This is a genomic window from Streptomyces sp. S.PNR 29, assembly GCF_030386795.1.
GTDB lineage: Bacteria > Actinomycetota > Actinomycetes > Streptomycetales > Streptomycetaceae > Streptomyces.
Genome location: NZ_JANUQM010000005.1, coordinates 195,841 through 221,699 on the forward strand (window position 1 = coordinate 195,841; position 25,859 = coordinate 221,699).

At 72.6% G+C, this 25,859-nt stretch carries 23 protein-coding genes and 1 pseudogene; 19 read left to right on the forward strand and 5 right to left on the reverse strand.

Annotation, left to right across the window (positions count from 1 at the left end; all coding sequences use genetic code 11):
• Positions 1-109: 109 nt before the first annotated feature.
• Positions 110-2,320 carry a HEAT repeat domain-containing protein gene (locus tag NW895_RS15895; RefSeq protein WP_289936501.1) on the forward strand — a complete coding sequence of 737 codons (2,211 nt, stop codon included), beginning with the start codon at positions 110-112 and terminating at the stop codon, positions 2,318-2,320.
• A gap of 82 nt (positions 2,321-2,402) precedes the next feature.
• On the opposite strand, the gene NW895_RS15900 is transcribed toward NW895_RS15895, so the two are convergent.
• A complete protein-coding gene (locus NW895_RS15900; protein ID WP_289936186.1) occupies positions 2,403-2,987 on the reverse strand; it encodes a hypothetical protein in 585 nt (194 codons plus the stop codon).
• Positions 2,988-3,268: 281 nt separating this feature from the next.
• On the opposite strand from NW895_RS15900, the gene NW895_RS15905 reads away from it, so the two are divergent.
• The 4 genes from NW895_RS15905 (at position 3,269) to NW895_RS15920 (ending at position 7,221) form a co-directional block, all read left to right on the forward strand.
• Positions 3,269-4,363 (forward strand): exo-alpha-sialidase, encoded by a 1,095-nt coding sequence (locus NW895_RS15905; protein WP_354670093.1) that lies wholly within the window; start codon positions 3,269-3,271, stop codon positions 4,361-4,363.
• 132 nt (positions 4,364-4,495) lie between these two features.
• Complete coding sequence (locus tag NW895_RS15910; protein ID WP_289936188.1) at positions 4,496-5,173, forward strand: uracil-DNA glycosylase; 678 nt, start codon at positions 4,496-4,498, stop codon at positions 5,171-5,173.
• Entirely contained in the window at positions 5,170-6,186 is a 1,017-nt protein-coding gene (locus tag NW895_RS15915; RefSeq protein WP_289936189.1) for a BadF/BadG/BcrA/BcrD ATPase family protein, read from the forward strand. Before NW895_RS15910 ends, NW895_RS15915 begins: the two co-directional genes overlap by 4 nt.
• A gap of 111 nt (positions 6,187-6,297) precedes the next feature.
• Complete coding sequence (locus tag NW895_RS15920) at positions 6,298-7,221, forward strand: hypothetical protein (protein WP_289936190.1); 924 nt, start codon at positions 6,298-6,300, stop codon at positions 7,219-7,221.
• A gap of 116 nt (positions 7,222-7,337) precedes the next feature.
• On the opposite strand, the gene NW895_RS15925 is transcribed toward NW895_RS15920, so the two are convergent.
• Both NW895_RS15925 and NW895_RS15930 read right to left on the reverse strand, forming a co-directional pair.
• Positions 7,338-8,381 (reverse strand): lactonase family protein, encoded by a 1,044-nt coding sequence (locus NW895_RS15925; protein WP_289936191.1) that lies wholly within the window; start codon positions 8,379-8,381, stop codon positions 7,338-7,340.
• Positions 8,382-8,476: 95 nt separating this feature from the next.
• The gene (locus NW895_RS15930; protein ID WP_289936504.1) at positions 8,477-9,967 is read right to left on the reverse strand and encodes an FUSC family protein; all 1,491 of its coding nucleotides are present in this window, start codon (positions 9,965-9,967) and stop codon (positions 8,477-8,479) included.
• A 204-nt stretch (positions 9,968-10,171) separates the two neighbouring features.
• Here NW895_RS15930 and NW895_RS15935 point away from each other — a divergent pair, with 204 nt between their 5' ends.
• The 5 genes and pseudogenes from NW895_RS15935 to NW895_RS15955 all read left to right on the forward strand — a co-directional run bounded on the left by NW895_RS15935 (position 10,172) and on the right by NW895_RS15955 (position 16,175).
• On the forward strand, positions 10,172-10,648 hold the full coding sequence (locus NW895_RS15935) for an Lrp/AsnC family transcriptional regulator (protein ID WP_289936192.1): 477 nt from the start codon (positions 10,172-10,174) through the stop codon (positions 10,646-10,648).
• A gap of 64 nt (positions 10,649-10,712) precedes the next feature.
• On the forward strand, positions 10,713-11,405 hold the full coding sequence (locus tag NW895_RS15940) for an HAD family phosphatase (protein ID WP_289936193.1): 693 nt from the start codon (positions 10,713-10,715) through the stop codon (positions 11,403-11,405).
• 62 nt (positions 11,406-11,467) lie between these two features.
• On the forward strand, positions 11,468-14,608 hold the full coding sequence (locus tag NW895_RS15945; RefSeq protein ID WP_289936194.1) for a carboxyl transferase domain-containing protein: 3,141 nt from the start codon (positions 11,468-11,470) through the stop codon (positions 14,606-14,608).
• Positions 14,609-14,614: 6 nt separating this feature from the next.
• Positions 14,615-15,253 (forward strand): annotated as a pseudogene (locus tag NW895_RS15950) (glycosylase); the annotation flags it as partial.
• A 151-nt stretch (positions 15,254-15,404) separates the two neighbouring features.
• The gene (locus NW895_RS15955) at positions 15,405-16,175 is read left to right on the forward strand and encodes a DUF4142 domain-containing protein (protein ID WP_289936195.1); all 771 of its coding nucleotides are present in this window, start codon (positions 15,405-15,407) and stop codon (positions 16,173-16,175) included.
• Between the two features lie 37 nt (positions 16,176-16,212).
• On the opposite strand, the gene NW895_RS15960 is transcribed toward NW895_RS15955, so the two are convergent.
• Positions 16,213-16,959: a LysR family substrate-binding domain-containing protein gene (locus tag NW895_RS15960; RefSeq protein ID WP_289936196.1), complete on the reverse strand. Its 747-nt coding sequence runs from the start codon at positions 16,957-16,959 to the stop codon at positions 16,213-16,215.
• 58 nt (positions 16,960-17,017) lie between these two features.
• On the opposite strand from NW895_RS15960, the gene NW895_RS15965 reads away from it, so the two are divergent.
• From NW895_RS15965 to NW895_RS15990, 6 genes are all read left to right on the forward strand, one after another.
• Complete coding sequence (locus NW895_RS15965) at positions 17,018-17,407, forward strand: DUF5997 family protein (protein WP_289936197.1); 390 nt, start codon at positions 17,018-17,020, stop codon at positions 17,405-17,407.
• Between the two features lie 218 nt (positions 17,408-17,625).
• Entirely contained in the window at positions 17,626-18,963 is a 1,338-nt protein-coding gene (locus tag NW895_RS15970) for a sugar ABC transporter substrate-binding protein (protein ID WP_289936198.1), read from the forward strand.
• Complete coding sequence (locus NW895_RS15975) at positions 18,960-19,865, forward strand: sugar ABC transporter permease (RefSeq protein WP_289936199.1); 906 nt, start codon at positions 18,960-18,962, stop codon at positions 19,863-19,865. Before NW895_RS15970 ends, NW895_RS15975 begins: the two co-directional genes overlap by 4 nt.
• Entirely contained in the window at positions 19,862-20,806 is a 945-nt protein-coding gene (locus NW895_RS15980) for a carbohydrate ABC transporter permease (protein ID WP_289936200.1), read from the forward strand. The genes NW895_RS15975 and NW895_RS15980 overlap by 4 nt, the downstream gene beginning before the upstream one ends.
• 25 nt (positions 20,807-20,831) lie before the next feature.
• A complete protein-coding gene (locus tag NW895_RS15985; RefSeq protein ID WP_289936201.1) occupies positions 20,832-21,740 on the forward strand; it encodes a 5-dehydro-4-deoxyglucarate dehydratase in 909 nt (302 codons plus the stop codon).
• Positions 21,737-22,981 carry a glucarate dehydratase family protein gene (locus NW895_RS15990; RefSeq protein WP_289936202.1) on the forward strand — a complete coding sequence of 415 codons (1,245 nt, stop codon included), beginning with the start codon at positions 21,737-21,739 and terminating at the stop codon, positions 22,979-22,981. The genes NW895_RS15985 and NW895_RS15990 overlap by 4 nt, the downstream gene beginning before the upstream one ends.
• Before the next feature lie 51 nt (positions 22,982-23,032).
• Here the strand turns inward: NW895_RS15990 and NW895_RS15995 are convergent, their stop codons facing one another.
• On the reverse strand, positions 23,033-23,260 hold the full coding sequence (locus tag NW895_RS15995) for a LysR substrate-binding domain-containing protein (protein ID WP_289936203.1): 228 nt from the start codon (positions 23,258-23,260) through the stop codon (positions 23,033-23,035).
• Between the two features lie 636 nt (positions 23,261-23,896).
• Between NW895_RS15995 and NW895_RS16000 the strand changes: the two genes are divergently transcribed.
• From NW895_RS16000 to NW895_RS16010, 3 genes are all read left to right on the forward strand, one after another.
• Positions 23,897-24,781 carry an NAD(P)-dependent oxidoreductase gene (locus tag NW895_RS16000; protein WP_289936204.1) on the forward strand — a complete coding sequence of 295 codons (885 nt, stop codon included), beginning with the start codon at positions 23,897-23,899 and terminating at the stop codon, positions 24,779-24,781.
• Positions 24,782-24,795: 14 nt separating this feature from the next.
• Positions 24,796-25,218, forward strand: coding sequence for a PPOX class F420-dependent oxidoreductase (locus NW895_RS16005; protein WP_289936205.1), 423 nt, complete (start codon positions 24,796-24,798; stop codon positions 25,216-25,218).
• A gap of 73 nt (positions 25,219-25,291) precedes the next feature.
• Positions 25,292-25,720, forward strand: coding sequence for a DUF2267 domain-containing protein (locus NW895_RS16010; RefSeq protein WP_289936206.1), 429 nt, complete (start codon positions 25,292-25,294; stop codon positions 25,718-25,720).
• Positions 25,721-25,859: the final 139 nt, after the last annotated feature.

Consider the following 25,859-nt stretch of genomic DNA (forward strand, 5'->3'; position numbering starts at 1 on the left):
CGGCGCGCCTGAGGAGGCTGGTTCGCACACAGTCGCCTCTCGGTTCCGCTTCGTTGTCAGTGGCGTGGTGCAGACTCACGATCGTTGGCACTTCGCCTGGGAGGACAACGTGTTCACGGGGATCGACGAGGTCGACTGGGCCTCGATGCGGCACGCGTACGGCAGCGCGGAGGACGTGCCCGGACTACTGAGGGGGCTGGCCTCCGCGGAGCGCGCCGAGCGAGAGATCGCGCTGGACGGGATGTACGGCGCGGTGCACCACCAGGGAGATGTGTACGACTCGACGCTCGCCTGCATTCCGTTTCTCCTCACACTGATCGCCCGGGAGGAGGTGCCGGACCGGGACGGGATCGTGGAGCTTCTGGTCAGCATCGGTGGGGCGGGTGACGGGCCGGGAGCGTCGGCCGGCGGGGAGGCGAGGCGGTCCGGAACAGGTCGGCAACGGGGGGAGACGGCGGGTGGGGACGGCTCGGGCGGGGGTGGCCTGGGCGGGGACGGCTCGGGCGAGGACAGACCTGGCGGAGGCGACCGCAACGGGGGCGGCGTCGGTGGCTACGGCTCTGGCGGAAGCGGAGCAGACAGGGCGGGGGCGGGGTGGAGCCGGGGCAACCGGGCCATGGCCCGGGCCGCGGTCCGGGCCGGGGCCGAGGTCTTCGTCGGGCTGACCGGGGACGCGGACCCGGGGGTGCGCCGGGCGGCTCCGGCGGCGCTCGTGCGCTTTCTGGAGGAACCGGCGCGTGTGCTGGACCTGTTGCGGCAGCGGACCATGGTGGAGCGGGACGACCGGGTCCTGCTCGCCCTGGCCGAGAGCCTCGGCGTCTTCGCCCGGCGGCACCCAGGGCACGCCGCCGAGGCGATCGACCTGCTGGTGGCGCAGAGCGGACCGCCGTACGGCCCCGGGCTGCGGCTCGCCGCCCTCGGCCAGCTCGCGGGCTGCGCTCCCGACCGCCTCCCGGCCGACCTCGTGCCCACCGTCGTCCGGCTGCTCAGGGACAGGTCCGGGCAGCGGTCCGGAGGGCGGTGCGAACCCGGCCACCCCGACACGGACTCCCTCGTCGGACGGCTGCGCCGCCTGCGGCCCTCGGACGAGGAGGGCTCTCAGCTGCTGCGGACCCTGCACAGCGCGCTGGGCGGACGAGTGGCCGAACGGATCGCCCTGCTGTGCGGGCAGTTGACGAGTCCGGACCCGACCGACCGGTGCAACGCCGTGTGGATGTCGGCGGGGCTGTTCCGCGAGTGGCGCGCCGACCCCACCGAGCCCGTCGTCCTCATCGGCGCCCAACTGGGCACCGAAGAGGGGAGGCTGCGGGACGCGTCGGTGTCCGTCCTGGCGGACCTCTTCCACCTGGCCGCTCCCGCCGCCGGCGATCTCCACGCCCTGGTGACCTCCCGCCCGGATTTGTGGGTGCGACGGTGGGAGCGCGGAGCACCGACGCTGGGCGGCCCGGTCAAGGCACTGGCGAGGGCCGGGGATCCGCGGGCCGTCCCGGTCCTGGCCGAGATGCTGGCGGACCCGGCCGCGCCCGACGATCTGGGGCAGGTCGTCCCCCACCTGGGGCAGGCCGCCGCTCCACTCGCCCCCGCGTTGCGGCACAGGCTCGCAGGTCTGCGGCTCGACGCCCCGGACACCCACCGGCGTGCCGTGACGCTGCTCCTGGCACTCAGGGCGCTGGAGGACCGGGAGTCCGTTCCCGCGGTGCTGCGACTGCTGCTCGGCACACCCGAGGACCTGCGGATGCGGGACTCGGTGATGGCGTCGGCGGTGCGGACCCTCGGCACATTCGGCCATGCCGCGCGTGAGGCGATACCGGTGCTGCGCGGACTGCTGGAGGGCGAGTACGCCGTCGCCGCCGCGGAGGCGGTGTGGACGATCGAGGGGGACGCGGAGGCCGTAGTGCCCGCCCTGCTCCGCGCGCTGGCGGACGAGGGGGGCCACCAGCGGGGACGGGCCGCAGAGGTGCTGGCGCGGTTGGGCCCCTCGGCTCGCCCCGCACTGCCCGGGCTGCGCGGCCTGGCCGGGTCCGGCAGCGTGTCGGAGCGGACGGCGGCCGCTTGCGCACTCTGGCGGATCGGGCAGGACCCGGATCCGGCGATCCCGGTGCTGCGCTCCGCCTGGGCGGAACACCCTCAGACGCGCGGCAGCATCGCCGCCTGCGTCGCGACCATGGGCCCGGCGGGCGCGCCCCTGCACGACCTGCTCCGGTCGGAACTGGCCGCTGCGCGCCGCCATCAGGCGGACTCCGGCGGATACGGAAGTCACGACATCCACGAGGACGAGCGGCTGCTGCGGGACTGCCGGAGGGCGGTGGCGGACGAGTAGGCCTCGGAACGTGCGCGTCTGCATGCCCGGCATCACCGATGTCAGGGACATGCAGATGCGCCCCGCTCTGCCGCTCTCGCGGTCAGCTCGTCTTGCGGCCCCACAACGGACCGAACCGTGCCCACTCGGCGTCCCACTGATCCATGCGGCGGCGCTCCAGCCGGCCGCGCAGGGCCCGGCCGCCGGCGAACGGTACGGCCGCGGCGCTCACGCCTGCCAGGCCGCCGATCAGCGAGGCGCGCAGCTGGGCCTCGGACGCGGTGGTGGGCTTGGTCACCATGCGGCCCTGCGGATCCGTCCACACGGTCACCGGCGTCCCGGCCGCGCTGCCGGCCTGGACGCGGACCTGGCCCGAGTGCGCGGAGCCGTCCGCCCCGGTCCACCGCGCCTTCGCCCATACGTGCTCGCCGACGGACCGCTGGTCCTGCCCGGTGGACGTGCCCGGCGCCCGCTCGGCCAGCCGCCCCTCGACGGGACGCCACTCGACGCGTTCCCGCGCCAGCCCCTGCTCGACGGAGTGGGCCGCCGTCAGCCCGGCCAGCACTCCGGCGAGCACGGTGAGTGCCCAGGCACCCAGCACGACCCAGGCCTCCACCGCGTCGGCGCGACGCCTCAGCGGATTGCGCCGCCAGCGCCACAGCCACACCTTCGGACCACGCAACGCCATCGAAGGCACCCTCCTCGTCATTCCTGAGCGCACGACCATGCCGGACCGCCCTCCCATACGGGAGACGGCCCTTCGATGCTCACTGCAAGTACCCCGACTCGACGGTCCCACGAGTCCTCCGCCCGCGCGGGCGACTTCCCCAAAGCGCCCCCGGATCTCCGGTTCCGAGCCGCCGACACTCCTCTGACCTGCGGCGGAGCCCGCTCCAGAGGTGACTGTCAGTGGTGGGGTGCAGACTGGCCGATGTCTGAGACGAAGACGTCGAAGGAGACGTCGCGGAGGTGATCGGCATGACCGAGGTACTGCTCGCCGTGGGCACCCGCAAAGGCCTGTTCATCGGGCGCCGACGGGGTGGCACCTGGGAGTTCGACGAGAGTCCCTACTTCAACGCGCAGGCCGTCTACTCGGTCGCCATCGACACCCGCGGCGACTCCCCGCGGCTGCTGGCGGGCGGCGACAGCTCGCACTGGGGTCCGTCGGTGTTCCACTCCGACGACCTGGGCCGCACCTGGACCGAACCGGCCCGGCCGGCCGTCAAGTTCCCCCAGGACACGGAGGCTTCCCTGGAGCGGGTGTGGCAACTGCACCCGGCCGCCGCCGAGCCGGACGTGGTGTACGCGGGCACGGAACCGGCCGCGCTGTACCGCTCGGAGGACCGCGGAGAGAGCTTCGAGCTCGTCCGTCCGCTGTGGGAGCACCCCACCCGGTCGAAGTGGGTGCCCGGCGGCGGCGGTGAGGGTCTGCACACCGTGCTCACCGACAAGCGCGACCCGAAGGCGGTGACGGTCGCCGTCTCCACCGCGGGCGTGTTCCGCACCACCGACGGTGGCGCCAGCTGGGCCCCCTCCAACTCCGGTGTCTCCGCGGTGTTCCTGCCGGATCCGAACCCGGAGTTCGGTCAGTGCGTGCACAAGGTCGCGCGGGACGCGGCGAACCCGGACCGGCTCTATCTGCAGAACCACTGGGGCGTGTACCGCAGCGACGACGCGGGCGCGCACTGGACGGACATCGGTGAGGGCCTGCCGTCCACCTTCGGCTTCGCGGCGGCCGCCCATCCGCACCGCGGCGACACGGCATACGTGTTCCCGATCAACGCCGACTCCGACCGGGTACCGGCCGACCACAGATGCCGGGTCTACCGGACGGCGGACGCGGGCCGCAGCTGGGAGCCGCTGACGGCGGGTCTGCCCCAGGAGGACCACTACGGCACGGTGCTGCGTGACGCGTTGTGCACCGACGACCTGGACCCGGCGGGCGTGTACTTCGGCAACCGCAACGGCGAGGTGTACGCCTCGGCCGACGACGGCGACAGCTGGCTCCAGCTCGCGTCCCATCTGCCGGACGTGCTGTGCGTGCGGGCCGCGGTCGTCGGCTGAGCCCCTTGGGCGACTTGCCGCACCCCCCTGTTGAAAGGAGCCCATGAAACCGCGCCTTGAGCCCTTGCCCTTACCGGCCGGCCTTGGCCACTGGTTGATCGCCGCTGACCGTACGGCAGTAGGGTGACGCCCGTGGCACCACGACCGTTGCATGAAATCGTCGAAGCGGGCTGGGCGAAGGCCCTGGAACCCGTATCCGGACGGATCGCCGCGATGGGGGACTTCCTGCGCGCGGAGATCGCCGCGGGACGCACCTACCTCCCGGCCGGACCGAACGTTCTGCGGGCCTTCCAGCAGCCCTTCGACGACGTACGGGTCCTGATCGTCGGGCAGGACCCGTACCCGACCCCGGGACACGCGGTGGGCCTGTCGTTCTCGGTCGCGCCCGATGTGCGTCCGCTGCCCGGCAGCCTCATCAACATCTTCCGCGAGCTGAACGCCGACCTCGGCCTGCCCCAGCCGTCCAGCGGTGACCTCACACCGTGGACACAGCAGGGCGTGCTGCTGCTCAACAGGGCGCTCACCACGGCACCGCGCAGTCCCGGCGCCCATCGCGGCAAGGGCTGGGAGGAGGTCACCGAGCAGGCCATCCGCGCGCTCGCCGCGCGCGGCAAGCCCCTGGTGTCCATCCTGTGGGGCCGCGACGCCCGCAACCTGCGCCCGCTGCTGGGCGACCTGCCCTCGGTGGAGTCCGCCCACCCCTCCCCCATGTCCGCCGACCGCGGCTTCTTCGGCTCCCGGCCGTTCAGCCGTGCCAACGACCTGCTCATCAGGCAGGGGGGTCAGCCGGTGGACTGGCGCCTGCCGTGACCGGTGCGGGGGCGGGGGACGGCTCCGGCTATCTCGCCGTGGACTCCGGCGGCTCCGGTCTCCGCGTCGTCGTCGGGACCGTCGGGCGGGGGCCGTTGGCCCGTCGGGCGTCCCGGGTTCCGGTCCGTACCGGCGTTCGGGGGCTGGAGCCCGGGCATCTGCTGGAGCAACTGGTGCCCATGGCCCGGGCCTTGGCCGTCGAGGCCGGGGTGACGCGGCTGGACACGGCCGTCGTCGGGGCCACCGGGCTGGCCAGCCTGGGTGACGCCGTGCGGGCCGAACTGCCGGGCGCCCTGGCGCGGGAGCTGGGCGTGCGGCGGGTCGGGCTCGTCGCCGACGCCGTCACCGCGTACGTCGGCGCCCTGGGGCCGCGTCCCGGTGCCGTGGTCGCCGCCGGGACGGGGCTGATCGCCCTCGGCACCGACCTGACGGGCTGGCGCCGTGCGGACGGCTGGGGTCATCTGCTGGGTGACTGCGGTGGTGGCGCCTGGATCGGGCGGGCCGGGCTGGAGGCCGCGCTGCGCGCCCACGACCGGCGGGAGGGCGGTTCCGCCGGACTGCTGGCCTGCGCCGAGGAGCAGTTCGGGCCGATGCCGGGGCTGCCCGGCGAACTGTACCCGCGCCCGGACCGCCCCGCCGTCCTCGCCTCCTTCGCACCCCAGGTGGCCGCCTGCGCGGAGAGCGACCCGGTCGCCGCGGGCATCCTGCGCGCGGCCGCCCGGCACATGGCCGACTCCGCGGCCGCCGTGTGCCCCGCCGCAGGCGAGCCCCATGTCGCCGTCACCGGGGGCCTGCTGAAGTTGGGCGACCCTCTTGTCGTACCCCTGGACGAGGAACTGACGAACCGGCTGCCGCACGCACGGAGGGTGGCCGCCGAAGGTGATCCACTGCACGGCTCCGTCCGCATCGCGACGGATCTCGCGGCCGGCGCACTCACCCTTCCGAGTGATGGGGCGATGCTGTACGTGAGCACCGCACCAGGCGCTCGATTCCTCGGCACCGATCACTTCTGACACATACATCACTCAATCCGTACGTAACTCATCAGACAAAACAGGACGGATACCGCTCACCTGCACCCTCCCCGAACAGGGGAGCCCAGGAAGCCAGTAACATGCGGCGCCATGAGCTCCCCCACTGGGCCCGCGTCCGGCCTGCCAGTACGAATGCCGCGCCCCCGCCAGCCCGGACGGCACCGCCGTCCCGAACCCGTGGTGGCTCCTGAGGGCGCGCCCGCGCTCGTCCTCGCGGTGCCGGGCACGCCCAGCAGCGCCACGCGCGGCCTCGCCGAGGAGGTCGTGAGCATCGCCCGCTCCGAGCTGCCGGGCCTCGACGCCCGGATCGGGTACCTCGACGGGGACGACACCGAGTTCCCCTCGCTGACGTCCGAACTCACGCGTGCCGCCGCGGAACGCACCGCCCGCTTCGAGCAGGCGCGCGCCGCCGGTATGGACGTCAAGGAGCCCGACGGTCCCGTCGCCGTGGTCGTGCCGCTGCTCGCCGGCCCGGACAGCGCCCTGCTGCGCCAGGTCCGCCAGGCCGTGATGGACAGCCGCGTCGCGGCCGAACTGACCGATGTGCTCGGCCCGCACCCGCTGCTCGCCGAGGCGCTGCACGTGCGGCTCTCCGAGGCCGGTCTGGCCCGCGCCGACCGCGCCCGTCTGTTCACCGTGGCGACCGCCGCGGACGGCATCATCCTGGCCTCCGTGGGCGGCGACGAGGCCGTGCAGGCGGCCGGGATCACCGGCATGCTGCTCGCCGCGCGCCTCGCCGTGCCGGTGATGGCGGCCGCCCTGGACCAGGAGGGCTCGATCGCGTCCGTGGCCGAGCAGCTGCGGTCCTCGGGCTCGCAGCAGCTGGCGCTGGCCCCGTACCTGATCGGCCCCGAGATCGAGGCGGCCCTGATCGAGGAGGCGGCCAAGGAGGCGGCCTGCCCCGCCGCCGAGGCGCTCGGCCCGTACCCGGCCATCGGCAAGCTCGCCCTGGCCAAGTACACGACGGCGCTGGGCATCACCCCGCAGCAGCCGCAGGGCGCGCCGGTCCGCTGACGCGCTGTTCCACGGCCGTACGACACAGGGCCCGCTCCTCGCGCAGGAGCGGGCCCTTTCGCGTGCGGCCCCGGCGGCCCACGTCGGCGCAGGGGCTCGCGTCTGCTGGCCCCTGCTCACCGGCCCGGCGCGCCTCCGGCGACCGGGCCGAAGACCACGCAGGAGGCGGCGGGCACCGCGATCGAGCCGCCGCGGCTCGGCAGACCGGTGTCCGGATCGACGGTGAACCACGTGACGTCCCCGGAGCGCTCGTTCGCCGCGTACAGGAAGCCGTCGGACTCGGCGATCGCCCGCGGCCAGTGGCCGCCGCAGGGGACCGTTCCGGCCAGCCTCAGTTCCTCCCCTTCGACCACGAGCACGGACAGGACGTCCTCGCCGCGGGTCGCGGTCCACACGAAGCGGCCGTCGGGCGAGACGACGATGCCCGACGGGTAGGCGTGGCCGGCCGGGGCACCGGACAGGACCGCGGTCTCGGTGAGCGGCTGCAGTGAGCCGTCGGCGGCGTTCCAGCGGCAGACGGTGACGGTCGGCGCGAGTTCGTTGAGCACGTACGCGTACGAACCGCCCGGGTGGAAGGCCAGGTGCCGCGGGCCCGAGCCGGGGCGCAGCGCGTTCTCCCGGTGTACGGCGAGGGCGCCGTCGGTCAGCGTGCACACCCGCACCGAGTCGGTGCCGAGGTCGACGCCGACCGCCCACCGCCCGCTCGGGTCGGGCTGCACCTGGTGGGCGTGGGGGCCCTGCTGCCGTGGCACGTGCGGGCCCGTGCCGGAGTGCTGGAGCACGCCGGACGCGGCCCGTGCGAGGGTGCCGTCGGAGCGGACGGGCACGGCGGTGACGCTGCCGGAGCCGTAGTTCGCGGTCAGGATGTGCCCGGCGAACAGGCTGAGGTGTGTGGGCCCGCTGCCGTCGACCGGCACGGGCCGTCCGGCCGGCTCCAGCCTGTCCTCGGTCACCCGGTACGCGGCCACCGCGCCCTCGGCCGTCTCACTGACCGCGTAGAGCGTGTCCCCGTCGGGCGACAGGGCCAGGTAGGAGGGGTCTGGCAGGTTGTTCACACTGCTCAGGACGGTCAGGGCACCGCTGTCCGGGGCGACGGCCGCCATCACGATCCCGGGCCCTCCGGCCGCCGTGAACGATCCGATGAACGCTCGCCGTCGCATGTCGCCGCCTGCCACCGCTGTCCCCTCTCGCCGTGTGCCGTCCGGGGCGACGGTAGCAGCCGAGGTCTAGACCAAGCCCTCCGGCCCAAGGGGCGTCAGGCCCCGACCAGCGGCGACCCCGAGGGAGACCGCAGGGGCGCGGCGAGTTCCGCCAGGGCCCGCTCCAGGCCGTGGAGGTGGGCCAGCGCGGGTTCGGCCGCGGAGGCGTGGCCGGGCTGGACGGAGACGGTCCCTCCGCCGGTGAGCGCCTCGACCGCGGTCTCCACGCGCCAGCAGGCGGCGGCGAGGCGCGCGTCGTGCGAGGCCTCCGGGTCGGCGGCCACGGCGACCAGCCCGCGGATCTCCCGGGCGCAGTCGTCGAGCAGGGCGAGCACCCGGCGGGCACGCCGCTTGCGGCCGAGCATGGGGTTCAGCGGGTGCACCAGCGGGGCGACCGAGAGCCGTACCCGCCCGAGCAGCTGCTCCAGTTCGGCGACCCGCGGCGCCGGGTCGGCGCCCTCGGCCCCCGCGAGGCGGGCGGCGGTCTCGGCGGTGCAGGCGTGGACGCAGCGCAGGGCCCGCTGGATCCAGGCGTCGGTGACGGCGTGGGTGGTGACGGGAAGCACGAGGATCACGGCCAGCGCGGCGCCGAGCGCCCCCACGCCGGTCTCCGCGAGCCGCAGGGCGAGCAGGCCGGGGCTGAGCACGCCCAGCAGGCCGTAGAGCAGCTCGGCGAGCAGCGTCACGCAGAGCATCATCCAGGTGTAGGACACGGCGGCCGTGTAGAAGATGCCGAAGACACAGGCGGCGACGAGGACGGCCGTCGGAAGGGGCGCCCCGTGCAGGGGGACGGCCACGAGCAGGCCGAGGCCGATGCCGATGACCGTGCCGAGGACGCGGCGGAAGCCGCGGACCAGGGTCTCGCCTCGCGAGGTGGTGTTGACGAAGATCCACCAGGTGGCGCCGACGGCCCAGTACCAGCGCTGCCCGGAGATCAGCTGGCCCACGACGAGGGCGAAGCCCGCCCCGGCGGTCGCCTGGACGGCCTGGCGGGTGGTCACGCGGGCCAGGCCGGTGCCGCCCGGCGGGGCGGGTACGGCGGCCGGGGGCAGGCGGCGCTCGTAGCACCACAGCCCGAAGCGGACCGCCGAGGCGGCGAGCACGGACAGCAGGACGGCGGCGTACAGCTCGGGCAGCTGGTCGGTGGTCGCGTGCAGGAACTGCGCCACGAAGAAGGTCATGAACGCGAACACGCCGAGGCTGTGTCCGCGCGGGCCCCAGCGGCGTGCGTACACGCCCGCGCCGACCACGGCGAGGAAGGTGAGGTCCCGCGCCACCGGGTGGTCGTGCAGTTCGGCCGCGGCGGCGAGCACGGGCAGGCCGACGGCCGGCAGCAGCGCGGTGGTGACCGCCTGCCCGCGGACCGTGGCGTCGGTGACGGTGAACAGGGCGAGCAGCGCGGCGAGCCCGCCGGTGACGGCGCCCACGAGGGAGTGTCCGGCGAGAGAGCAGACGACGACGGCCAGCCCGATGCCGAGGACGGCCCGCATGGCGAAGCGCAACCGCGCCCGCCCTGGGTCCGAAGCCACGAACACCCTCTTCAGCACCACTTACCGGCCCCCTTCTCGCACATCGGCATGAAAAAGGCGCCGCGGGTATCCGCAGCGCCATCGACGCTCCTATGAGAGCATCACTGCTGCCAGTGGCTCAAGTGAGTGCTCATCGACTGAGCCATTGGCACAGCATCGGCCCTCCGGAGGCTGTCCGGGGAGAGCCAACGGACCGATCGACCACCGAGGAGGCCGCGCGCGATGGCCGTGGACGAGCTCGACACCCGCATCCTGCGGCTGCTGCTGGAGCAGCCGCGCACGAGCGTGCGGGAGTACGCCCGCATCCTCGGGGTGGCCCGCGGCACGGTCCAGGCCCGCCTCGACCGGCTGGAACGGGACGGTGTGATCACCGGTACGGGCCCCACCCTCTCCCCCGCCGCGCTCGGCCACCCGGTGCAGGCCTTCGTGCACATCGAGGTCACCCAGGGCCACCTGGACGACGTGGGGGACGCGCTCGCCGGAGTCCCGGAGATCGTCGAGGCGTTCTCCATCACGGGCGGCGGGGATCTGCTGACCCGGCTCGTGGCGCGCGACAACGCCCACCTGGAGGACGTGATCCAGAAGCTGATCAGCCTGCCCGGCGTGGTCCGCACCCGTACCGAGGTGGCGCTGCGGGAGCGTGTCCCGTACCGGCTGCTGCCGCTGGTGGAGTCGATCGGCCGCGCCGCCCGGAAATGAACCGGGCGCATCGCCCCGGAACCGGCCGCCCTGCCCGTGAATGATCTTTGACATGCTGGGGCGCATGAGCACTCTCGGCGGAATCTCGGTCATCTTCGATCTCGACGGAACGCTCGTGGACAGCGAGCCGAACTACTACGAAGCAGGCCGACGGACCCTCGCCGCATACGGCGTCCGGGACTTCAGCTGGGAGGACCACGAGGGGTACGTCGGCATCAGCGCGCGCGAGACGGTGGCCGACTGGAAGGCGCGGTACGGTCTGCGGCCCCCCGTGGAGCAGCTGCTCGCCGTCAAGAACCGCCACTATCTGGAACTGGCCCGCGCCTCCACCCGCGTCTATCCGGAGATGGGGAAGTTCGTCGAGCTGCTGGCGACCGAGGGTGTCCCCATGGCCGTGGCCTCCGGTTCGTCGCCGGAGGCCATCGAGACGATCCTCACCTGCACGGGCCTGGACGCCTTCTTGCGCACCGTCGTCTCGGCCGACGAAGTGACGCACGGCAAGCCCGCCCCCGACATCTTCCTGGAGGCCGCCCGCCGTCTCGACGCGGCTCCGGCCGACTGCGTGGTGCTGGAGGACGCCGCTCCGGGCGCCGCCGCCGCGCACGCGGCCGGGATGAGGTGCATCGCGGTCCCGTATGTCGCCGAACAGGCCGACGACCCGGAGTTCGCCACCGCCGGTCTCCTGCTGCGGGGCGGCCAGCGGGAGTTCACGGCGCGCGGTGCGTACGACTGGCTGGTGCGCTCGGCCGGGTCGTGACCGGAGCGGCTCCGGGCAGGTACACGTACGGGTAGAGGTACAGGCCGTCTTGGAGGACTCCCATGGGTGCTGCCGCTGTGCTCGTCGCCAATCGCGGGGAGATCGCCGTGCGCGTGCTGCGCGCCGCGTCGGAGGCCGGGATGCGCACGGTCGCGGTGTACGCGGAGGGCGACGAGACGCACACCCGGGCGGCCGACGAGGCCGTGCCGGTCAGCGGTTACCTCGACGCGGACGCGCTGCTCGCGGTCGCCCGGAGCACGGGCTGCGGCTTCCTGCACCCCGGCTACGGGTTCCTGAGCGAGGACGCGGGGTTCGCGCGGCGGTGCGCGGAGGCGGGGATCGTCTTCGTCGGGCCCTCGCCCGAGGTGCTGGAGGTCTTCGGGGACAAGGCCCGGGCGCGGGATCTCGCCGTGGCGGTGGGGGTGCCGGTGCTGCCGGGCACCCGTGGAGCCACGGGGCGGGAGGAAGCCCGGGCGTTCCTGGCCGGCGGCCCCGTCATGATCAAGGCGGTGAGCGGGGGCGGCGGGCGCGGTATGCGGATCGTGCGGTGTGCCGAGGAGCTGGACGAGGCCTGGGAGCGGTGCGCGTCGGAGGCTCGTCACGGATTCGGCCGGGACGAGTTGTACGTGGAGCGGCTGCTGGAGGGGGCCCGGCACGTCGAGGTGCAGATCGTCGGGGACGCGACGGGCGCGGTCACGCATCTGTGGGACCGGGACTGCAGTGCCCAGCGCCGCCACCAGAAGCTGATCGAGCTGGCTCCGGCACCCGAACTCGCCGACGCGGTACGGGAGAAGATCCTCGACAGCGCGCTGCGCATGGCCCGCGCCGCCCACTGCACGAGCCTGGTCACCTTCGAGTTCCTGGTCCGGGACCACGAGTTCCACTTCATCGAGGCGAACCCGCGGCTCCAGGTGGAGCACACGGTCACCGAGGAGGTCACGGGCGTCGACCTGGTCGCCGTACAACTGCGGCTGGCCGCCGGGGAGACGCTGGACGGCCTCGCGATGTCGGGTCCGCCGGCGCCGCCGCGCGAGGTCGCCGTGCAGGCGAGGGTCTATGCCGAGGTGCGGGACCCGGACGGGGGTGTGCGGCCGTCGGCGGGGCGGATCACGCGCTTCGACGTGCCCACGGGTCCGGGGATCCGCGTCGACACGGCGGTCCGGGCCGGGGCCGAGGTCGGTGTGCGGTACGACCCGCTGCTCGCGAAGGTCGTCGCACATGTGCCGCACGGCGGTGCCGACGCGGCCTGCGCGCGGGCGCGGCGGGCACTGGACGAGTTCGCGGTGGAGGGGGTGCGGACGGGCATCCCGCTGTTGCGGGAGGTGTTGGCGGTGCCGCGCTTCTGGGCGCACACCGGGGTGGTGGAGGAGCACGCGCGGGCGCTGCCCGGGGAGGTGGCGGAGCCTGTGGACGGCTCCGTGGCCGCCCCCATGAGCGGGACCGTGGTCTCCGTGGACGTGACGGCCGGCGAACCGGTGCGTGCCGGGCAGCAGGTGCTGGTGGTCGAGGCCATGAAGATGGAGCACGTGGTGCGGGCTCCCGGCTCGGGCGTCGTGGCGGCGGTGCACGCGCGTGTGGGAACGACCGTCGGCGAGGGGCAGGTGCTGCTGACGCTGGACCAGGTGTCCGGCGCCCCCGCCGAGGACGGGCCGGGCGAGGCGGTGGATCCGGAGCTGGTCCGCCCGGACCTCGCCGAGGTGCGGCGCCGGCACGGCTTCGGGCTGGACGAGAACCGGCCGGAGGCCGTGGCGAAGCGGCACGCCCTCGGCCGGCGCACGGCCCGCGAGAACATCGAGGACCTGTGCGATCCGGGCTCCTTCACGGAGTTCGGCGCGCTGGCGATCGCCGCCCAGCGGCAGCGGCGTTCCCTGGACGACCTGATCCGTTCCACGCCGGCGGACGGCATGGTCACCGGTACCGGGCAGGTGGGCGGCGAGCCCTGCGTGGTGATGTCGTACGACTACACGGTCCTGGCCGGTACGCAGGGACTGCAGAACCACCGCAAGACCGACCGGATGCTTGAGCTGGCCGGGCAGCGGCGGCTTCCGGTGGTGTTGTTCGCGGAGGGCGGCGGGGGCCGCCCCGGTGACACGGACACCACGTCGGTGGCGGGCCTGGACGTGACCACGTTCCACAGCATGGGCCGGCTGAGCGGTCTGGTCCCGCTGGTCGGTATCGCCTCAGGGCGGTGCTTCGCGGGCAACGCGGCGCTGCTCGGCTGCTGCGACGTGGTGATCGCCACCCCGGAGGCGACGATCGGAATGGGCGGGCCCGCGATGATCGAGGGCGGTGGCCTGGGCGTGCACCGGCCGGAGGAGGTCGGCCCGCTGTCGGTGCAGGTGCCGAACGGGGTGGTGGATCTCGCGGTCGCCGACGAGGCGGAAGCCGTGCGCGTGGCCCGGCGGTATCTCTCCTACTTCCGCGGACGGCGGGAGAGCTGGGAGGCGCCTGACCAGCGGCTGCTGCGGCACGTCGTCCCGGAGAACCGGCGGCGGTCCTACGACGTGCGCGCGGCGGTCACGGGGCTCGCGGACACGGACTCGGTGCTGGAGCTCCGGCCGGCCTTCGGCGTGGGTGTGCTGACCTGTCTCATCCGCATCGAGGGACGTCCGATGGGCCTGATCGCCAGCAACCCGGCCCATCTCGGCGGGGCGATCGACCGGGACGCCGGTGACAAGACGGCCCGCTTCCTGCACCTGTGCGACGCCTTCGGCCTGCCGGTCGTCTCCCTGTGCGACACGCCGGGTTTCATGGTCGGCCCGGACGCCGAACGGACCGCGACGGTACGGCACTTCGCGCGGCTCTTCGTCACGGGCGCCAACCTGCGGGTGCCGCTGGTGAGCCTGGTGCTGCGCAAGGCGTACGGGCTCGGCGCCATGGCCATGATGGGCGGCTCCACTCGCGCTCCCCTGGCCACCGCCGCCTGGCCCAGCGGAGAGTTCGGCGGCATGGGTCTGGAGGGGGCCGTACGCCTCGGCCACCGCAAGGAGCTGGCCGCGATCGAGGACCCCGCCGAGCGGGCCCGGCTCTTCGAGGCGAAGGTCGCCGAGCTGTACGAGCGGGGAAAGGCCGTGAACGCGGCGGCGGCACTGGAGATCGACGCGGTGATCGACCCGGCCGAGTCGCGGGCGTGGATCCTGGCGGCGCTTCAGGGATGCCCCGAAGTCCGGCCGGGCCACCGGCCGTTCGTCGACCCGTGGTGAGGCACGCTGCGGCTGCGCGTGCCGTCGTGGGCGACCGCCGGTTTCCGGGTCACCGTCAACGGACGTGCGGTGCCCGGAACTCCTGAGCCGGGCGCGTACTTCACCGTGTCCCGGACCTGGCGCGGCGGGGACACGGTGAGGATCGCCATGCCGTTCCGGCTGCGGGCGGAGAAGGCGCTCGACGATCCGTCCCTGCAGACCCTGTTCTACGGCCCGGTCAACCTGGTCGCCCGTAACTCCGCCACCAGCCACCTGGAGTTCGGCCTGTACCGCAACGCGGCTCTCTCCGGTGACCTGCTGCCCGCGCTCACCCCCGTCTCCGGCAAGCCGCTGCACTACACGCTGGACGGGACGGAGCTCGCGCCCTTCTTCGCGGGCACGGAGGACCCGACGCACGCCTACTTCCGGCGCTCCGAGCCCCGGGTGGTGTTCGGCACCACCGACTCCGGCGTCGCCAACCCGGCGAAGGCGGACGGCACCACGCTGCTGGACGAGATCTGGGCCGGTGCGCCGTTCGGCGGCAAGGGGGCGCTGGTCGCACGCGTGCGGTCCACGGTGGACGCCTGGGTGTCGGCCGGGCTGCTGAGCCGGGCCGACGGCGACAAGGTGGTGAGTACGGCGCGGGCGGCCTCGTACGTCTCCTGAGGCCCGCGGGTCCTTGTGCCGTACAGCTGTCGCCGGCCTTCGGCACCGGGACCCGTACCCTCGTACGAAATTTTTCCGCGCGACGATGATTATCTCGGGCCTCTCATCCGTACTTCCTGGCGTTGGGCCGTTCTTCAACCCAGGAGGCACGATGCGCATCTCGCGCAGCACAGCAGGAACCGCGTTCGTGGGCGGTGCGATGATCCTCACCCTCACCGCTCTTGCTTACCCCAGCATGCTGGGCGTGCAGAACACCGCGAGCGGCCAGGACCGCATCATCGCCAACACCCAGTACGGCCCTCTGACCGAGGCGGACCGCGACTTCGTGGTCAAGGTGCGCGCGGCCGGCCTGTGGGAGCACCCGCTGGGCATGATCGTGATGCAGCGGGGCTCGACGCCGGCGATGAAGGAGGCCGGCGAGCACCTGGTCGTCGGCCACGGACGGCTCGACGCCGCCTGCCGCAAGATCGCCCCCGAGCTGGGCATCACGCTGCCCAACCAGGCGTCCCCGCAGCAGCAGCAGTTCGTGGCGACCGTGGAGGGCAGCAGCAACGGCAACGAGTTCGACTCCACCGCCGTGGAGATCATGCGCATCACGCACGGCTCGATCTTCTCGACGATCGCCAAGATCCGCGCCAACACCAGGAACACGCTGGTCCGTCAGCTCGCCGACCAGGCCAACTCCACGGTGCTCGACCACATGACGATTCTGGAGAAGACGGGCCTGGTCAACCATGAGCAGGTCAGCTTCCAGCAGACCGCCCCGGCCAAGCTGCCGCAGGACCAGACGACGCCGCCGCCTCCGCAGCCGGGCTCGCCGGTCCTGAGCCTGCCCATCCCCAAGGAGCTGGAGGACCTGCGGACGGAGGCTCCGAACGCTCTGCAGCCCAGCGGCACGCAGCCGTCCCCGGCGGCCAGCTGAGCCGGGCCGGGGGCCCGCTCCGCGGCGGGCCCCGAGGCTACGAACGGCGGCGCGGTTTGCCGCGCCTGCCGCTCTTGGCGGTGCCGGACTTGTGCCCCGCGCCCTTGCCGGTCTGCTGGCGCCGCACTCCGGCCGTATCGGCACGCTTGGCCTTCGCCTGCGGCTGAGCCGGCCTGCGGCCGCGCGTGCTGTTGACGGTCCGGCCGCGCACGATCCCGATGAAGTCCTCCACCTGGTCCGTGGTCGCCTCCTCGGGCCATGACAGCGCGACGCTCGACTCGGGGGCGTCCTTCACCGGCCGGTGCGTGAGGTCCTTGCGGTGGTGCAGGCGGGCCAGGGAGAGCGGTACGACGAGCACGCCGATCCCCGCCGCCACCAGCTCGACCGCGTCGGCCGTGGTGGCGGGGCGCTCGAAGGCGGGCCGTCCCGGCAGCCGCTCCCAGCCGAGGACGTCGTCGAGGGGATGCAGCACGATCTCGTCGGCCAGGTCGTCGACGGACACCTCGTCGACCGCCGTCACGATGTGGTCCTTCGGGACCATCACGACGGTCGTCTCGGTGTAGAGAGGGATCGCGCTGAGGACGGTCCGGTCGACGGGCAGCCGCACCAGGCCCGCGTCGGCGCCGCCCTCCAGCAGCACGCCGCTCGCCTCGGCGGCGGTCACCTGGGTGAGGGTCAGCGGGACGTCGGGCAGCCGCTCGTTCCAGATGCGCACCCATTTGTCGGGCATCACCCCCGGAACGTAGGCGAGCCGGAACGCGGGGGATTCTTCCGAGCCTGTCACCTGGCCAGGCTACCGGGCGTGGTCGGGCATCGCGCACACGCTCGATACCCTGGACGCCATGACGCAGCACCAGAGCACCCAGACGATGAAGCCCGCGACCGCGGCGAAGAAGCTGGGTGTGTACCTTCAGGCCACGCCCGCCGAGTTCCAGGAGGGTGTCGTCTCGCGCGCCGAGCTGAACGCGCTGCAGGCCGATCCGCCCGAGTGGCTGCGCGAGCTGCGGCGCAACGGCCCGCACCCCCGGCCGGTGGTGGCGGCCAAACTGGGCGTCTCCATCGCGGGTCTCGCGCGGGGCGGGATCACCGAGCCCCTCACCACCGAGCAGATCGAGGCGCTGAAGCAGGAGCGCCCCGAGTGGCTGGAGAAGGAACAAGCCACCCAGGCCGAGGTCCGCAAGGAGGCGGCGCGCGTCAGGAAGCTGCACGCCGAGCGCGCCAAGAAGGCCTGATCCCCCCGCCTGGTTCCACCAGCAGAACACACCAATAACGACAAAACCTGGCGCCGCCCCCTCGGGGTGGCGCCTTCGTCGTGTCCGGGCACGCCAGAGCTCGTGTGACAGCGGTGAAATCTTTCAGCCATGTCTTGACATGCGCGCGAAACGATTCGTAGCTTGGCCGATCATTTAGATGCGTGAAGTTGGTTCACGTACATGAACGGAGTAAGCCCATGCGGGATCGCCGACGAAGTCGCCGCCGCCCGGCCGCCATGCTCGCCGTCGTGGGGCTCGTGTTCGCAGTGGCCGGCTGCGGCTCGGGGTCCGACAGCGCCGGTACCGGCGACCCGAACACGCTGGAGGTGTGGACCCGGAGCAATCCGGACTCCGCCGCCACCTACGACCGTGTCTTCGCCGCTTTCACGAAGAAGACCGGCATCAAGATCGACTACCAGCCGGTCATCAACTTCGACCAGCAGCTCCAGGCGAGGGCCTCCACCAAGGACCTGCCCGACGTCATGATCAACGACACGGCTCTGATGGGCAGTTACCAGAGCCAGGGCCTGCTCAAGGCGATCGACCCCGACTCGATCGCGGGCCATGACCAGATCAGCGCCAAGTCCTGGTCCTCCACCGTGGGCCTGGACGGCAAGCACTACGGCATCCCGTACTCCCGCCAGGCGCAGACCCTGATGATCCGCAAGGACTGGCTGAAGAAGCTGGGTCTGAAGGCACCGACGACCTGGCAGGAGATGCTCGACGTCGCCAAGGCCTTCGCCACCCGCGACCCGGACGGGGACGGCAAGAAGGACACCTATGGCATCGTCGCGCCGGGCAGCGCCCAGAACGGCTACGCCGCCTGGTGGGGGGCCGGCTTCCTGTGGCAGGGCGGCGCGCAGATCATCGAGCCGGACGGCAAGGGCGGCTACCGCCCCACGATGGACTCGGCGGCCGCGGTACGGACCGTCACCTGGATGAAGGACAACCTCTTCTGCGGCGTCAAGGGCGTCCTGCAGCCCGGCGCCGTCACCGCCGTCACCGGCACCGCCACCAACTTCCAGGACGGCAACGCCGGTATGTACATGACCGGCCCGTACAACATCACCACCTTCGACGCCACGCCCGGCAAGGACAAGTACGAGGTCGTCCCCGCCCCGGCCGGCCCGGCGGGTTCCGTCGTGCTGGCCGACGGCGAGAACGTCTACTTCGGCGCCAAGACCGGGAAGACCCGGCAGGAACAGGCACTTGCCGCGTTCCTGATCTCCCCCGAGGGCCAGAAGATCGCCATGACCAGCGTCGACGGCCACCAGCCCGTCGTACGCATCCCCACCAACTCCACCCTGGACGCGGCCGAGGTGCGCGACGACCCGCGGTGGAGCGTGGTGCAGAAGGCGTACGAGACCGCGTCCGAGCAGTTCCCCAACGCACCGGACTTCGCCCCCATCAAGCAGGACACCGCAGACAGCCTCAACGCCCTGTTCACGTACTGCGGCAGTGACGTCCGCTCCGGTCTGAAGGAGCTCAACGAGACCCTCGCCGGTGACCTCAAGGACCAGGACCTGTTGAAATGACCGCTACTGTGACCGCGCCCCCGAGGCGCAGAGGGTTCAGCAAGAAGGCCGTCCTGCCCTGGCTCTTCCTCGCCCCGGGACTGCTGCTCGCCCTCGTCTTCAAGTTCCTGCCGATGGGCAAGGGCATCTGGCTCAGCTTCTTCAAGGTACGGCCCTTCCTCGGTGACAAGTGGGTCGGCCTGGACAACTACACCCGGGTCCTGACCGACCACCGCTTCCAGGACGCCATCGGCCACACCCTCGTCCTGGGCATCGGCCAGTCGCTGGGCGCCATCGTCGTGGGTTTCGCGCTCGCCCTGCTGCTGGAGGGCCAGAGCCGCTCTCTGAAGTTCGTCCGCACCGCCGTCTTCCTGCCCGTGGTCACCGCCACCGCGGTCGTCGGTGAGATGTGGCGGCTGATGTACTACCCGACCTCCGACGGCCTCATCAACCACGCCCTCGGTTTCCTCGGCTTCGGCCCCGTGCCCTTCCTCGACAACCCCGACACGGCCCTGTGGGCGACCATGGCGATGGGCGTCTGGATCTGGGCGCCCTACAACATGGTGATCCTGCTCGCCGGACTCGCCGGCGTCGACCGCTCGCTGTACGAGGCGGCGGCGATGGACGGCGTCTCCCTGTGGCAGCGCCTGCGCTACATCACGCTGCCCGCGATCCGCCCCGCCCTCGGCATCGTCCTCGTCCTCGCCGCCATCCGCGGCCTGCGCGTCTTCACCGAGGTGTACGTCCTCACCGGCGGCGGCCCCGCCGGGTCCACCGACGTCTGGATGACCCGCGCCTACACCCTCGGCTTCACCCGCAACGACATCGGCGGCGCCTCCGCGGCCTCCGCGGTGCTGCTCGGCGTGACGCTGCTGCTCACGGTGACCGTCAACTACTTCCGCAAGAGGGGAGACGTGCGATGAGCGCCCCCGCCCTCGATCCCGTCCAGACACCGGTGACGCTCTCCCCGGCGGGCAAGGCCGCCAGGGAACGTCGTACGACACCCGCCCGCTTCGACACCGCCCTCGGCTGGGACGACAAGCCGGGCCTGGCCTGGGCCCTGCGCATCCTGCTCTGCGGGACAGCCCTGGCGATCTTCGCGGCGCCGTTCCTGACCATTCTCTCCGGCGCCCTCAGCACGCACCCCAGCGGCTCGTCGCTGTCCTTCCTGCCGCACGACAGCACCCTGATGAACTTCAAGGTGGCGGGCGAGCGCGGCATCTGGGACTACTTCACCAACTCCCTGGTCATCGCGGGCGGCGGACTGCTGCTGCAGCTCGTGGTGTGCACGCTCGCCGCGTACGCGCTGGCCCGCCACAAATTCCGTGGTCAGGCGCTGGTGCTGACCCTGTTCATGCTGACGATGATGCTCCCGGAGGAGGTCATCGCCATCCCGCTGTCCCTGGTTCTCGGGCATGTGCCCGTGCTGGGCATCGATCTGAAGGGCACGGTCTGGGCGGTGATCCTTCCGCTCGGCGCCTGGGGCTTTTCGGTGATGCTGCTGACCGAGTTCATGAAGGACATCCCCGCCGAGATCGAGGAGGCCGCCCGCCTGGACGGCGTCGGCGAGCTGCGGATGCTGTGGCAGGTCGTCCTGCCACTGTGCAAGCCCGCGCTCGGCGTGGCCGGTGTGCTCGGCTTCATCATGATCTGGGACCAGTACCTGCTGCCCCTGATCGCCTCCAAGGACCAGACCGACTACACGGTCACCGTCGCCCTGTCCATTCTGCGCACCGACCCCGAGGTCGGCGCCGGGGTCGTGCTGGCCGGCGCGGTCATCGCCCTCGTCCCCAGTCTGATCGTCTATCTGCTCCTCCAGCGCTCGCTGGTCACCGGCATCGCGGCCGGTGCCACCAAGGGCTGAACCGACCCCCACGTTTGAGGGAGACATGAAGTTCCAAGGAGTGCTGTTCTTCCCGGTCACGCCGTTCGCCACGGACGGCTCGCTGGACGAGGAACGGCTCGCCCAGCACATCGACTCCGGTGTGGCCGCGGGCGCGGGCGGCGTGTTCGTCGCCTGCGGCACCGGCGAGTTCCACGCGCTGACGGCCGACGAGATCGAGCGGGCCACCCGGGTCGCGGTCGAGACGGCCGCCGGGCGGGTACCGGTCCTGTCGGCCGCGGGCGGCCCACCGCCGGTCGCCCGCGACCAGGCCGCCCGCGTGGAACGCGCCGGCGCGGACGGCATCCTGCTCCTGCCGCCGTATCTGGTGAGCGCGCCGCAGCAGGGCCTGGTGCGGTACGTCGAGGAGGTCACCGCCGCGACCTCGCTGCCCGTCGTCTTCTACCAGCGGGGCACCGCCCGCCTCACCGAGTCCACGGCCGCCGAACTCGCCGCCCTGCCCGGGGTGCTCGGCCTCAAGGACGGCATCGGCGACATCGAGCTGATGCACCGGATCGTGCGGGCCGTCCGGTCCGTACCGGGCACGGAGGACTTCCAGTTCTTCAACGGCCTGCCCACCGCGGAGACGACCGCGCCCGCCTACCGCGGCATCGGTGTGGAGCTGTACTCCTCCGCGGTGTTCGCGTTCGCCCCGGAGATCGCCCTGGCCTTCCACCGGGCGCTCGCCGAGGGCGACGACGCCCTGGTCGGCACGCTGCTCGACGAGTTCTACGGCCCGCTCGTCACCCTCCGCGACGAGGTCCCGGGATACGCGGTGTCCCTGGTCAAGGCCGGGGTGACGATCCGCGGCCTGGACGTCGGCGGCGTCCGGGCACCGCTGCTGGACCCTACGCCGGAGCACATCGCCCGGCTGACGAAACTCATCGACCACGGTCTGGAGGTGGTGCGGGCATGACGCGCATCCGGGAACTGATCGTCACGCCGATCGCCTTCCGCGACCCGCCGCTGCTCAACTCGAACGGCGTCCACGAGCCGCTCGCGCTGCGCATCATCCTCCAGCTCGTCCTGGAGGACGGCACCGTGGGCCTCGGCGAGTCGCCCGGCGGCGCCGCCCGTCTGGAGCGGCTGCAGGCCGCCGCGGAGGTGGTCGCCGGTATGGACGTCTTCGACACCACGGCCGTCGCCGCGACGATCGACGCCGCGCTGCTGCCCTCGGTGACCAGCTCCCACGAACGCGGCTGGACCACCTCCGCGGTGGAGGTCGCCTGCCTCGACGCGCAGGGCAGGCTGCTCGGACGTCCGGTCAGCGATCTGCTCGGCGGCACGGTCCGCGACTCGGTGCCGTTCGCCGCGTACCTCTTCTACAAGTGGGCCGAGCATCCCGCACTCGACGGCCGCCCGGCGGTCGGCGACGACTGGGGTGAGGCCCTGGACCCGGCCGGGATCGTGGAGCAGGCCCGGCTCATGCAGGAGCGCTACGGCTTCCGCTCGTTCAAGCTCAAGGGCGGTGTCTTCCCGCCCGACGAGGAGATCGCGGCGATCAGGGCACTGGCTGAGGCCTTCCCCGGGCAGCCGCTGCGGCTGGACCCCAACACGGCGTGGACGGTGGAGACGTCTGCGTACGTCGCCCGCGAACTGGACGGTGTGCTGGAGTACCTGGAGGACCCGACCAAGGGCATCCCCGGCATGGCGCAGGTGGCGAAGTCCTCGCCGATGCCGCTGGCCACCAACATGTGCGTGATCGCCTGGGAGCACCTGAAGCCGGCGGTCGAGCAGAACGCCGTCCAGGTCCTGCTCACCGACCACCACTACTGGGGCGGGCTGCGCCGCACCCGTGAACTGGCCGCCGTGTGCGAGGCGTTCGGGATCGCACTGTCGATGCACTCCAACTCGCACCTGGGTATAAGTCTCGCCGCCATGACCCATGTCGCTGCGGCCATCCCGAACCTCGACCACTCCTGCGACACGCACTACCCGTGGAACTCGGCCGACGATGTCATCCTCCCCGGTGCGCTCGAACTGCGCGACGGCGAGGTGAAGGTGCCGACCGGCCCGGGCCTCGGTGTCGAACTCGACCACGACGCCCTCGACCGGCTGCACCGCCTGTACGTGGACTCCGGGATGCGCAGCCGGGACGACACCGGCTACATGCGCCGGATCCATCCGGAGTACGAGCTGCGGCTGCCCCGCTGGTGACACCGATTCACCAGTCCCGGGCGGCGCGCCGCAGGTGGTCGCGGACCCGGGTCACGTCCGGGTTGGCGTCGGCGCCGGGCGCTGGACGAGGTACAGCGTGTTCAGACGGCGGCTCCTGAGTCTCGTGCCCAGCAGCACGAGACGGCCCACGGCGAGGTGCTCCTCGCACAGCGAGCGGGGCAGCACGCTGTAGCCGGTGCCCGCGGTGACGACGACGACCACGGCGTGCGGGTCGGGCACGGTGAGCGCGGCGCGGGCGGTGAGCTGCTCGCCGAACACGCTGCCCCATTAGCGGCGCACGATCGGCAGGTCCTCGGCGTAGGTGACCAGCGGGATGTGGCGGAGGGCGGGCCACGGGCCCGCACCCTCCGGGGAGCCCCGGGGGCGGCGACCAGCAGGTACTCCTCGTCCGCCAGCGACAGCGAGTCCAGCGCGCGGCCGCGTGGGCGCCGGGTGCCGATCACCAGGTCCCGTCAGCCGGCCCGCATCTCCTCCGGGAGGCGGTCGGTCAGCCCCTGGGCGACGCAGCCGCACCCCTGCGGCGACCAGGGGGCCGGCGCGGGCAGGACGGGGGTGCACAGTAGCTCGACAGACCGGCCGGGTGCACCGGCGTGACGGGTCCGGCGAGCGGGCCGCTACGGCCTTCCAGGGAGGCCAGTGCGTCCAGTGGGCCGGAGACGTGGCCCGCCGGCTCGGGGCGGTCACCGTCTGCCGGGACAGTCCGAGCAGCGGTGCCGCCGCTGTGAAGGAACCGGAACGGTAGACGGCAGACATCGCCGTTCCTCTTGGTTACCTGAGGGAACGGGGGCCTACCGTCGTCACCGGGCGAGGCTGGAGGATCCGGTCCGTGCCGTCCGCGCCCGAGTGGCAGGCTGAACGGGAGCAACGACCGCACCAGAACAGGAAGTCGACGTCATGACCGACAAGCTCACCGTGAGCGTCCTGGGCACCGGCATCATGGGCGCCGCGATGGCCCGCAACATCGCCCGGGCCGGACACACCGTCCGCGCCTGGAACCGCACCCGTGACAAGGCGGAGCCGCTGGCCGCCGACGGCGCGCACATCGCCGCCACCCCGGCCGAGGCGGTCGAGGGCGCCGACGTGGTGCTGACCATGCTGCACGACGGTCCGGCCGCCCTGGACGTCATGCGGCAGGCCGCCGGTTCCCTGCGCCCCGGCGCCGTGTGGGCGCAGTCGACGACGGCCGGGATCGACGCGATCGGCGACCTGGCCGCCTTCGCCCACGAGCACGGGCTGGTCTTCTACGACGCCCCGGTCCTCGGCACCCGTCAGCCCGCCGAGGCCGGTCGGCTGACCGTGCTCGCCGCCGGGCCCGAGGAACACCGGTCCGTGGTCACGCCGGTCTTCGACGCCGTGGGCGTCCGGACCGTGTGGACCGGCGAGGACGGGGCGGCGGGCACCGCCACCCGGCTGAAGCTGGTGGCGAACAGCTGGGTCATCGCCGCCACCAACGCGGCCGGCGAGGTGCTGGCCCTGTCCAGGGCCCTCGGCGTGGACCCGGACAGCTTCTTCGAGATCATCGCCGACGGGCCGCTCGACATGGGCTACCTGCGGGCCAAGGCCGGACTCGTCCTGAACGAGCAGCTCACCCCCGCCCAGTTCGCCGTGGCCACCGCCGCCAAGGACGCCCGTCTGATCGTCGAGGCCGGCGAGCGGCACGGCGTCCGCCTCGACGTGGCCGCCGCGAGCGCGCAGCGGCTGGAGCGCGCCGCCGCCCTGGGACACGGCGCCGAGGACATGGCCGCCGCCTACTTCGCCAGCTTCGACGACAAGTCCTGAGGAAAGGAACACCTATGTCCAAGCCGCCGCTGCCGGCCGAGGCCGTCGAACTGCTGCGCCGCCCGAACCCGTGCGTCATGGCCACCCTGCGCTCGGACGGCACGCCCGTCTCGACCGCGACCTGGTACCTCTGGCATGACGACCGGGTGCTGATCAACCTGGACGAGGGCCGCGTACGCCTGAAGCACCTGCGCCGCGACCCACGCATCACGCTCACCGTCCTCGACGGGGACAACTGGTACACGCACGTCACGCTGATCGGCCAGGTCGCGGAGATCTACGACGACGAGGGCATGGCCGACATCGACCGCCTCTCCCGGCACTACACCGGCAACCCCTACCCGGACCGCGTCCGCCCGCGTGTCAGCGCCTGGATCGAGGTCGACCGGTGGCACGGCTGGGGCTCGATGCGGGACAGCGACCAGGCGGCCACGTAAGGCCGGTGTCACCGTCCCGCGACGGGACACTCGCCGGGTAGGGCCCTGGGCAGAGCGAGGGGAGTGCGTGCTCATGAGGTACCACGATGTGATCCGAACCGTTCAGGAGCAGAGTCACTCGGCCGGGCGAGGTGAGGCCGATCAATCGGTGCGGGCCGTGCTCCGCACCCTGGCCGAGCGCCTGCCGGAGGGGCTGGCCGGCCATCTCGCCGCCCAACTGCCGCACGAACTGGCCGAGTCGGTTCAGTCGGCGCACGACTCCGGTGCCGGACAGGGGCAGCCGCGCACCACCGGCGAGCGCTTCGGGCTCACCGCGTTCGCGGGCCGGGTGGCCTGGCGCGCCGGCATCAGCGAGGACGTCGCGCTCCAGCGTTCCGCCGTGGTGCTGAACGTGCTGGACGCCTTCGTCTCCCCCGAGCAGATGACCAAGATCGCGAGCGCGCTGCCCGCGGACATCCGGGAGTTGCTGCCCACCACCCGGGCCGTGGAGACCGAGATCTGAGGCCGGACCGGGATCCGAGGCCCGGCGGAGCGTCTCCCGGGGAGGATGCGGCGGGGCGCGCGGGGCCGCATGGTGGTGTTACGGACTTCGTCCCGGGCCCCGCGCGCCGAGCGGTGACCCGGCGTGTGGCCGCCCGTGT

What these genes read in the sequence shown, in the direction of transcription:
- NW895_RS16000 (WP_289936204.1), top strand. Translation starts at nt 23,897, where the DNA reads ATGACCGACAAGCTCACCGTGAGCGTCCTGGGCACCGGCATCATGGGC.
- NW895_RS15935 (WP_289936192.1), top strand. Translation starts at nt 10,172, where the DNA reads ATGGCCGTGGACGAGCTCGACACCCGCATCCTGCGGCTGCTGCTGGAG.
- NW895_RS15985 (WP_289936201.1), top strand. Translation starts at nt 20,832, where the DNA reads ATGAAGTTCCAAGGAGTGCTGTTCTTCCCGGTCACGCCGTTCGCCACG.
- NW895_RS15940 (WP_289936193.1), top strand. Translation starts at nt 10,713, where the DNA reads ATGAGCACTCTCGGCGGAATCTCGGTCATCTTCGATCTCGACGGAACG.
- NW895_RS15945 (WP_289936194.1), top strand. Translation starts at nt 11,468, where the DNA reads ATGGGTGCTGCCGCTGTGCTCGTCGCCAATCGCGGGGAGATCGCCGTG.
- NW895_RS16005 (WP_289936205.1), top strand. Translation starts at nt 24,796, where the DNA reads ATGTCCAAGCCGCCGCTGCCGGCCGAGGCCGTCGAACTGCTGCGCCGC.
- NW895_RS16010 (WP_289936206.1), top strand. Translation starts at nt 25,292, where the DNA reads ATGAGGTACCACGATGTGATCCGAACCGTTCAGGAGCAGAGTCACTCG.
- NW895_RS15970 (WP_289936198.1), top strand. Translation starts at nt 17,626, where the DNA reads ATGCGGGATCGCCGACGAAGTCGCCGCCGCCCGGCCGCCATGCTCGCC.
- NW895_RS15900 (WP_289936186.1), bottom strand. Translation starts at nt 2,987, where the DNA reads ATGGCGTTGCGTGGTCCGAAGGTGTGGCTGTGGCGCTGGCGGCGCAAT.
- NW895_RS15975 (WP_289936199.1), top strand. Translation starts at nt 18,960, where the DNA reads ATGACCGCTACTGTGACCGCGCCCCCGAGGCGCAGAGGGTTCAGCAAG.
- NW895_RS15990 (WP_289936202.1), top strand. Translation starts at nt 21,737, where the DNA reads ATGACGCGCATCCGGGAACTGATCGTCACGCCGATCGCCTTCCGCGAC.
- NW895_RS15965 (WP_289936197.1), top strand. Translation starts at nt 17,018, where the DNA reads ATGACGCAGCACCAGAGCACCCAGACGATGAAGCCCGCGACCGCGGCG.
- NW895_RS15955 (WP_289936195.1), top strand. Translation starts at nt 15,405, where the DNA reads ATGCGCATCTCGCGCAGCACAGCAGGAACCGCGTTCGTGGGCGGTGCG.
- NW895_RS15925 (WP_289936191.1), bottom strand. Translation starts at nt 8,381, where the DNA reads ATGCGACGGCGAGCGTTCATCGGATCGTTCACGGCGGCCGGAGGGCCC.
- NW895_RS15980 (WP_289936200.1), top strand. Translation starts at nt 19,862, where the DNA reads ATGAGCGCCCCCGCCCTCGATCCCGTCCAGACACCGGTGACGCTCTCC.
- NW895_RS15920 (WP_289936190.1), top strand. Translation starts at nt 6,298, where the DNA reads ATGAGCTCCCCCACTGGGCCCGCGTCCGGCCTGCCAGTACGAATGCCG.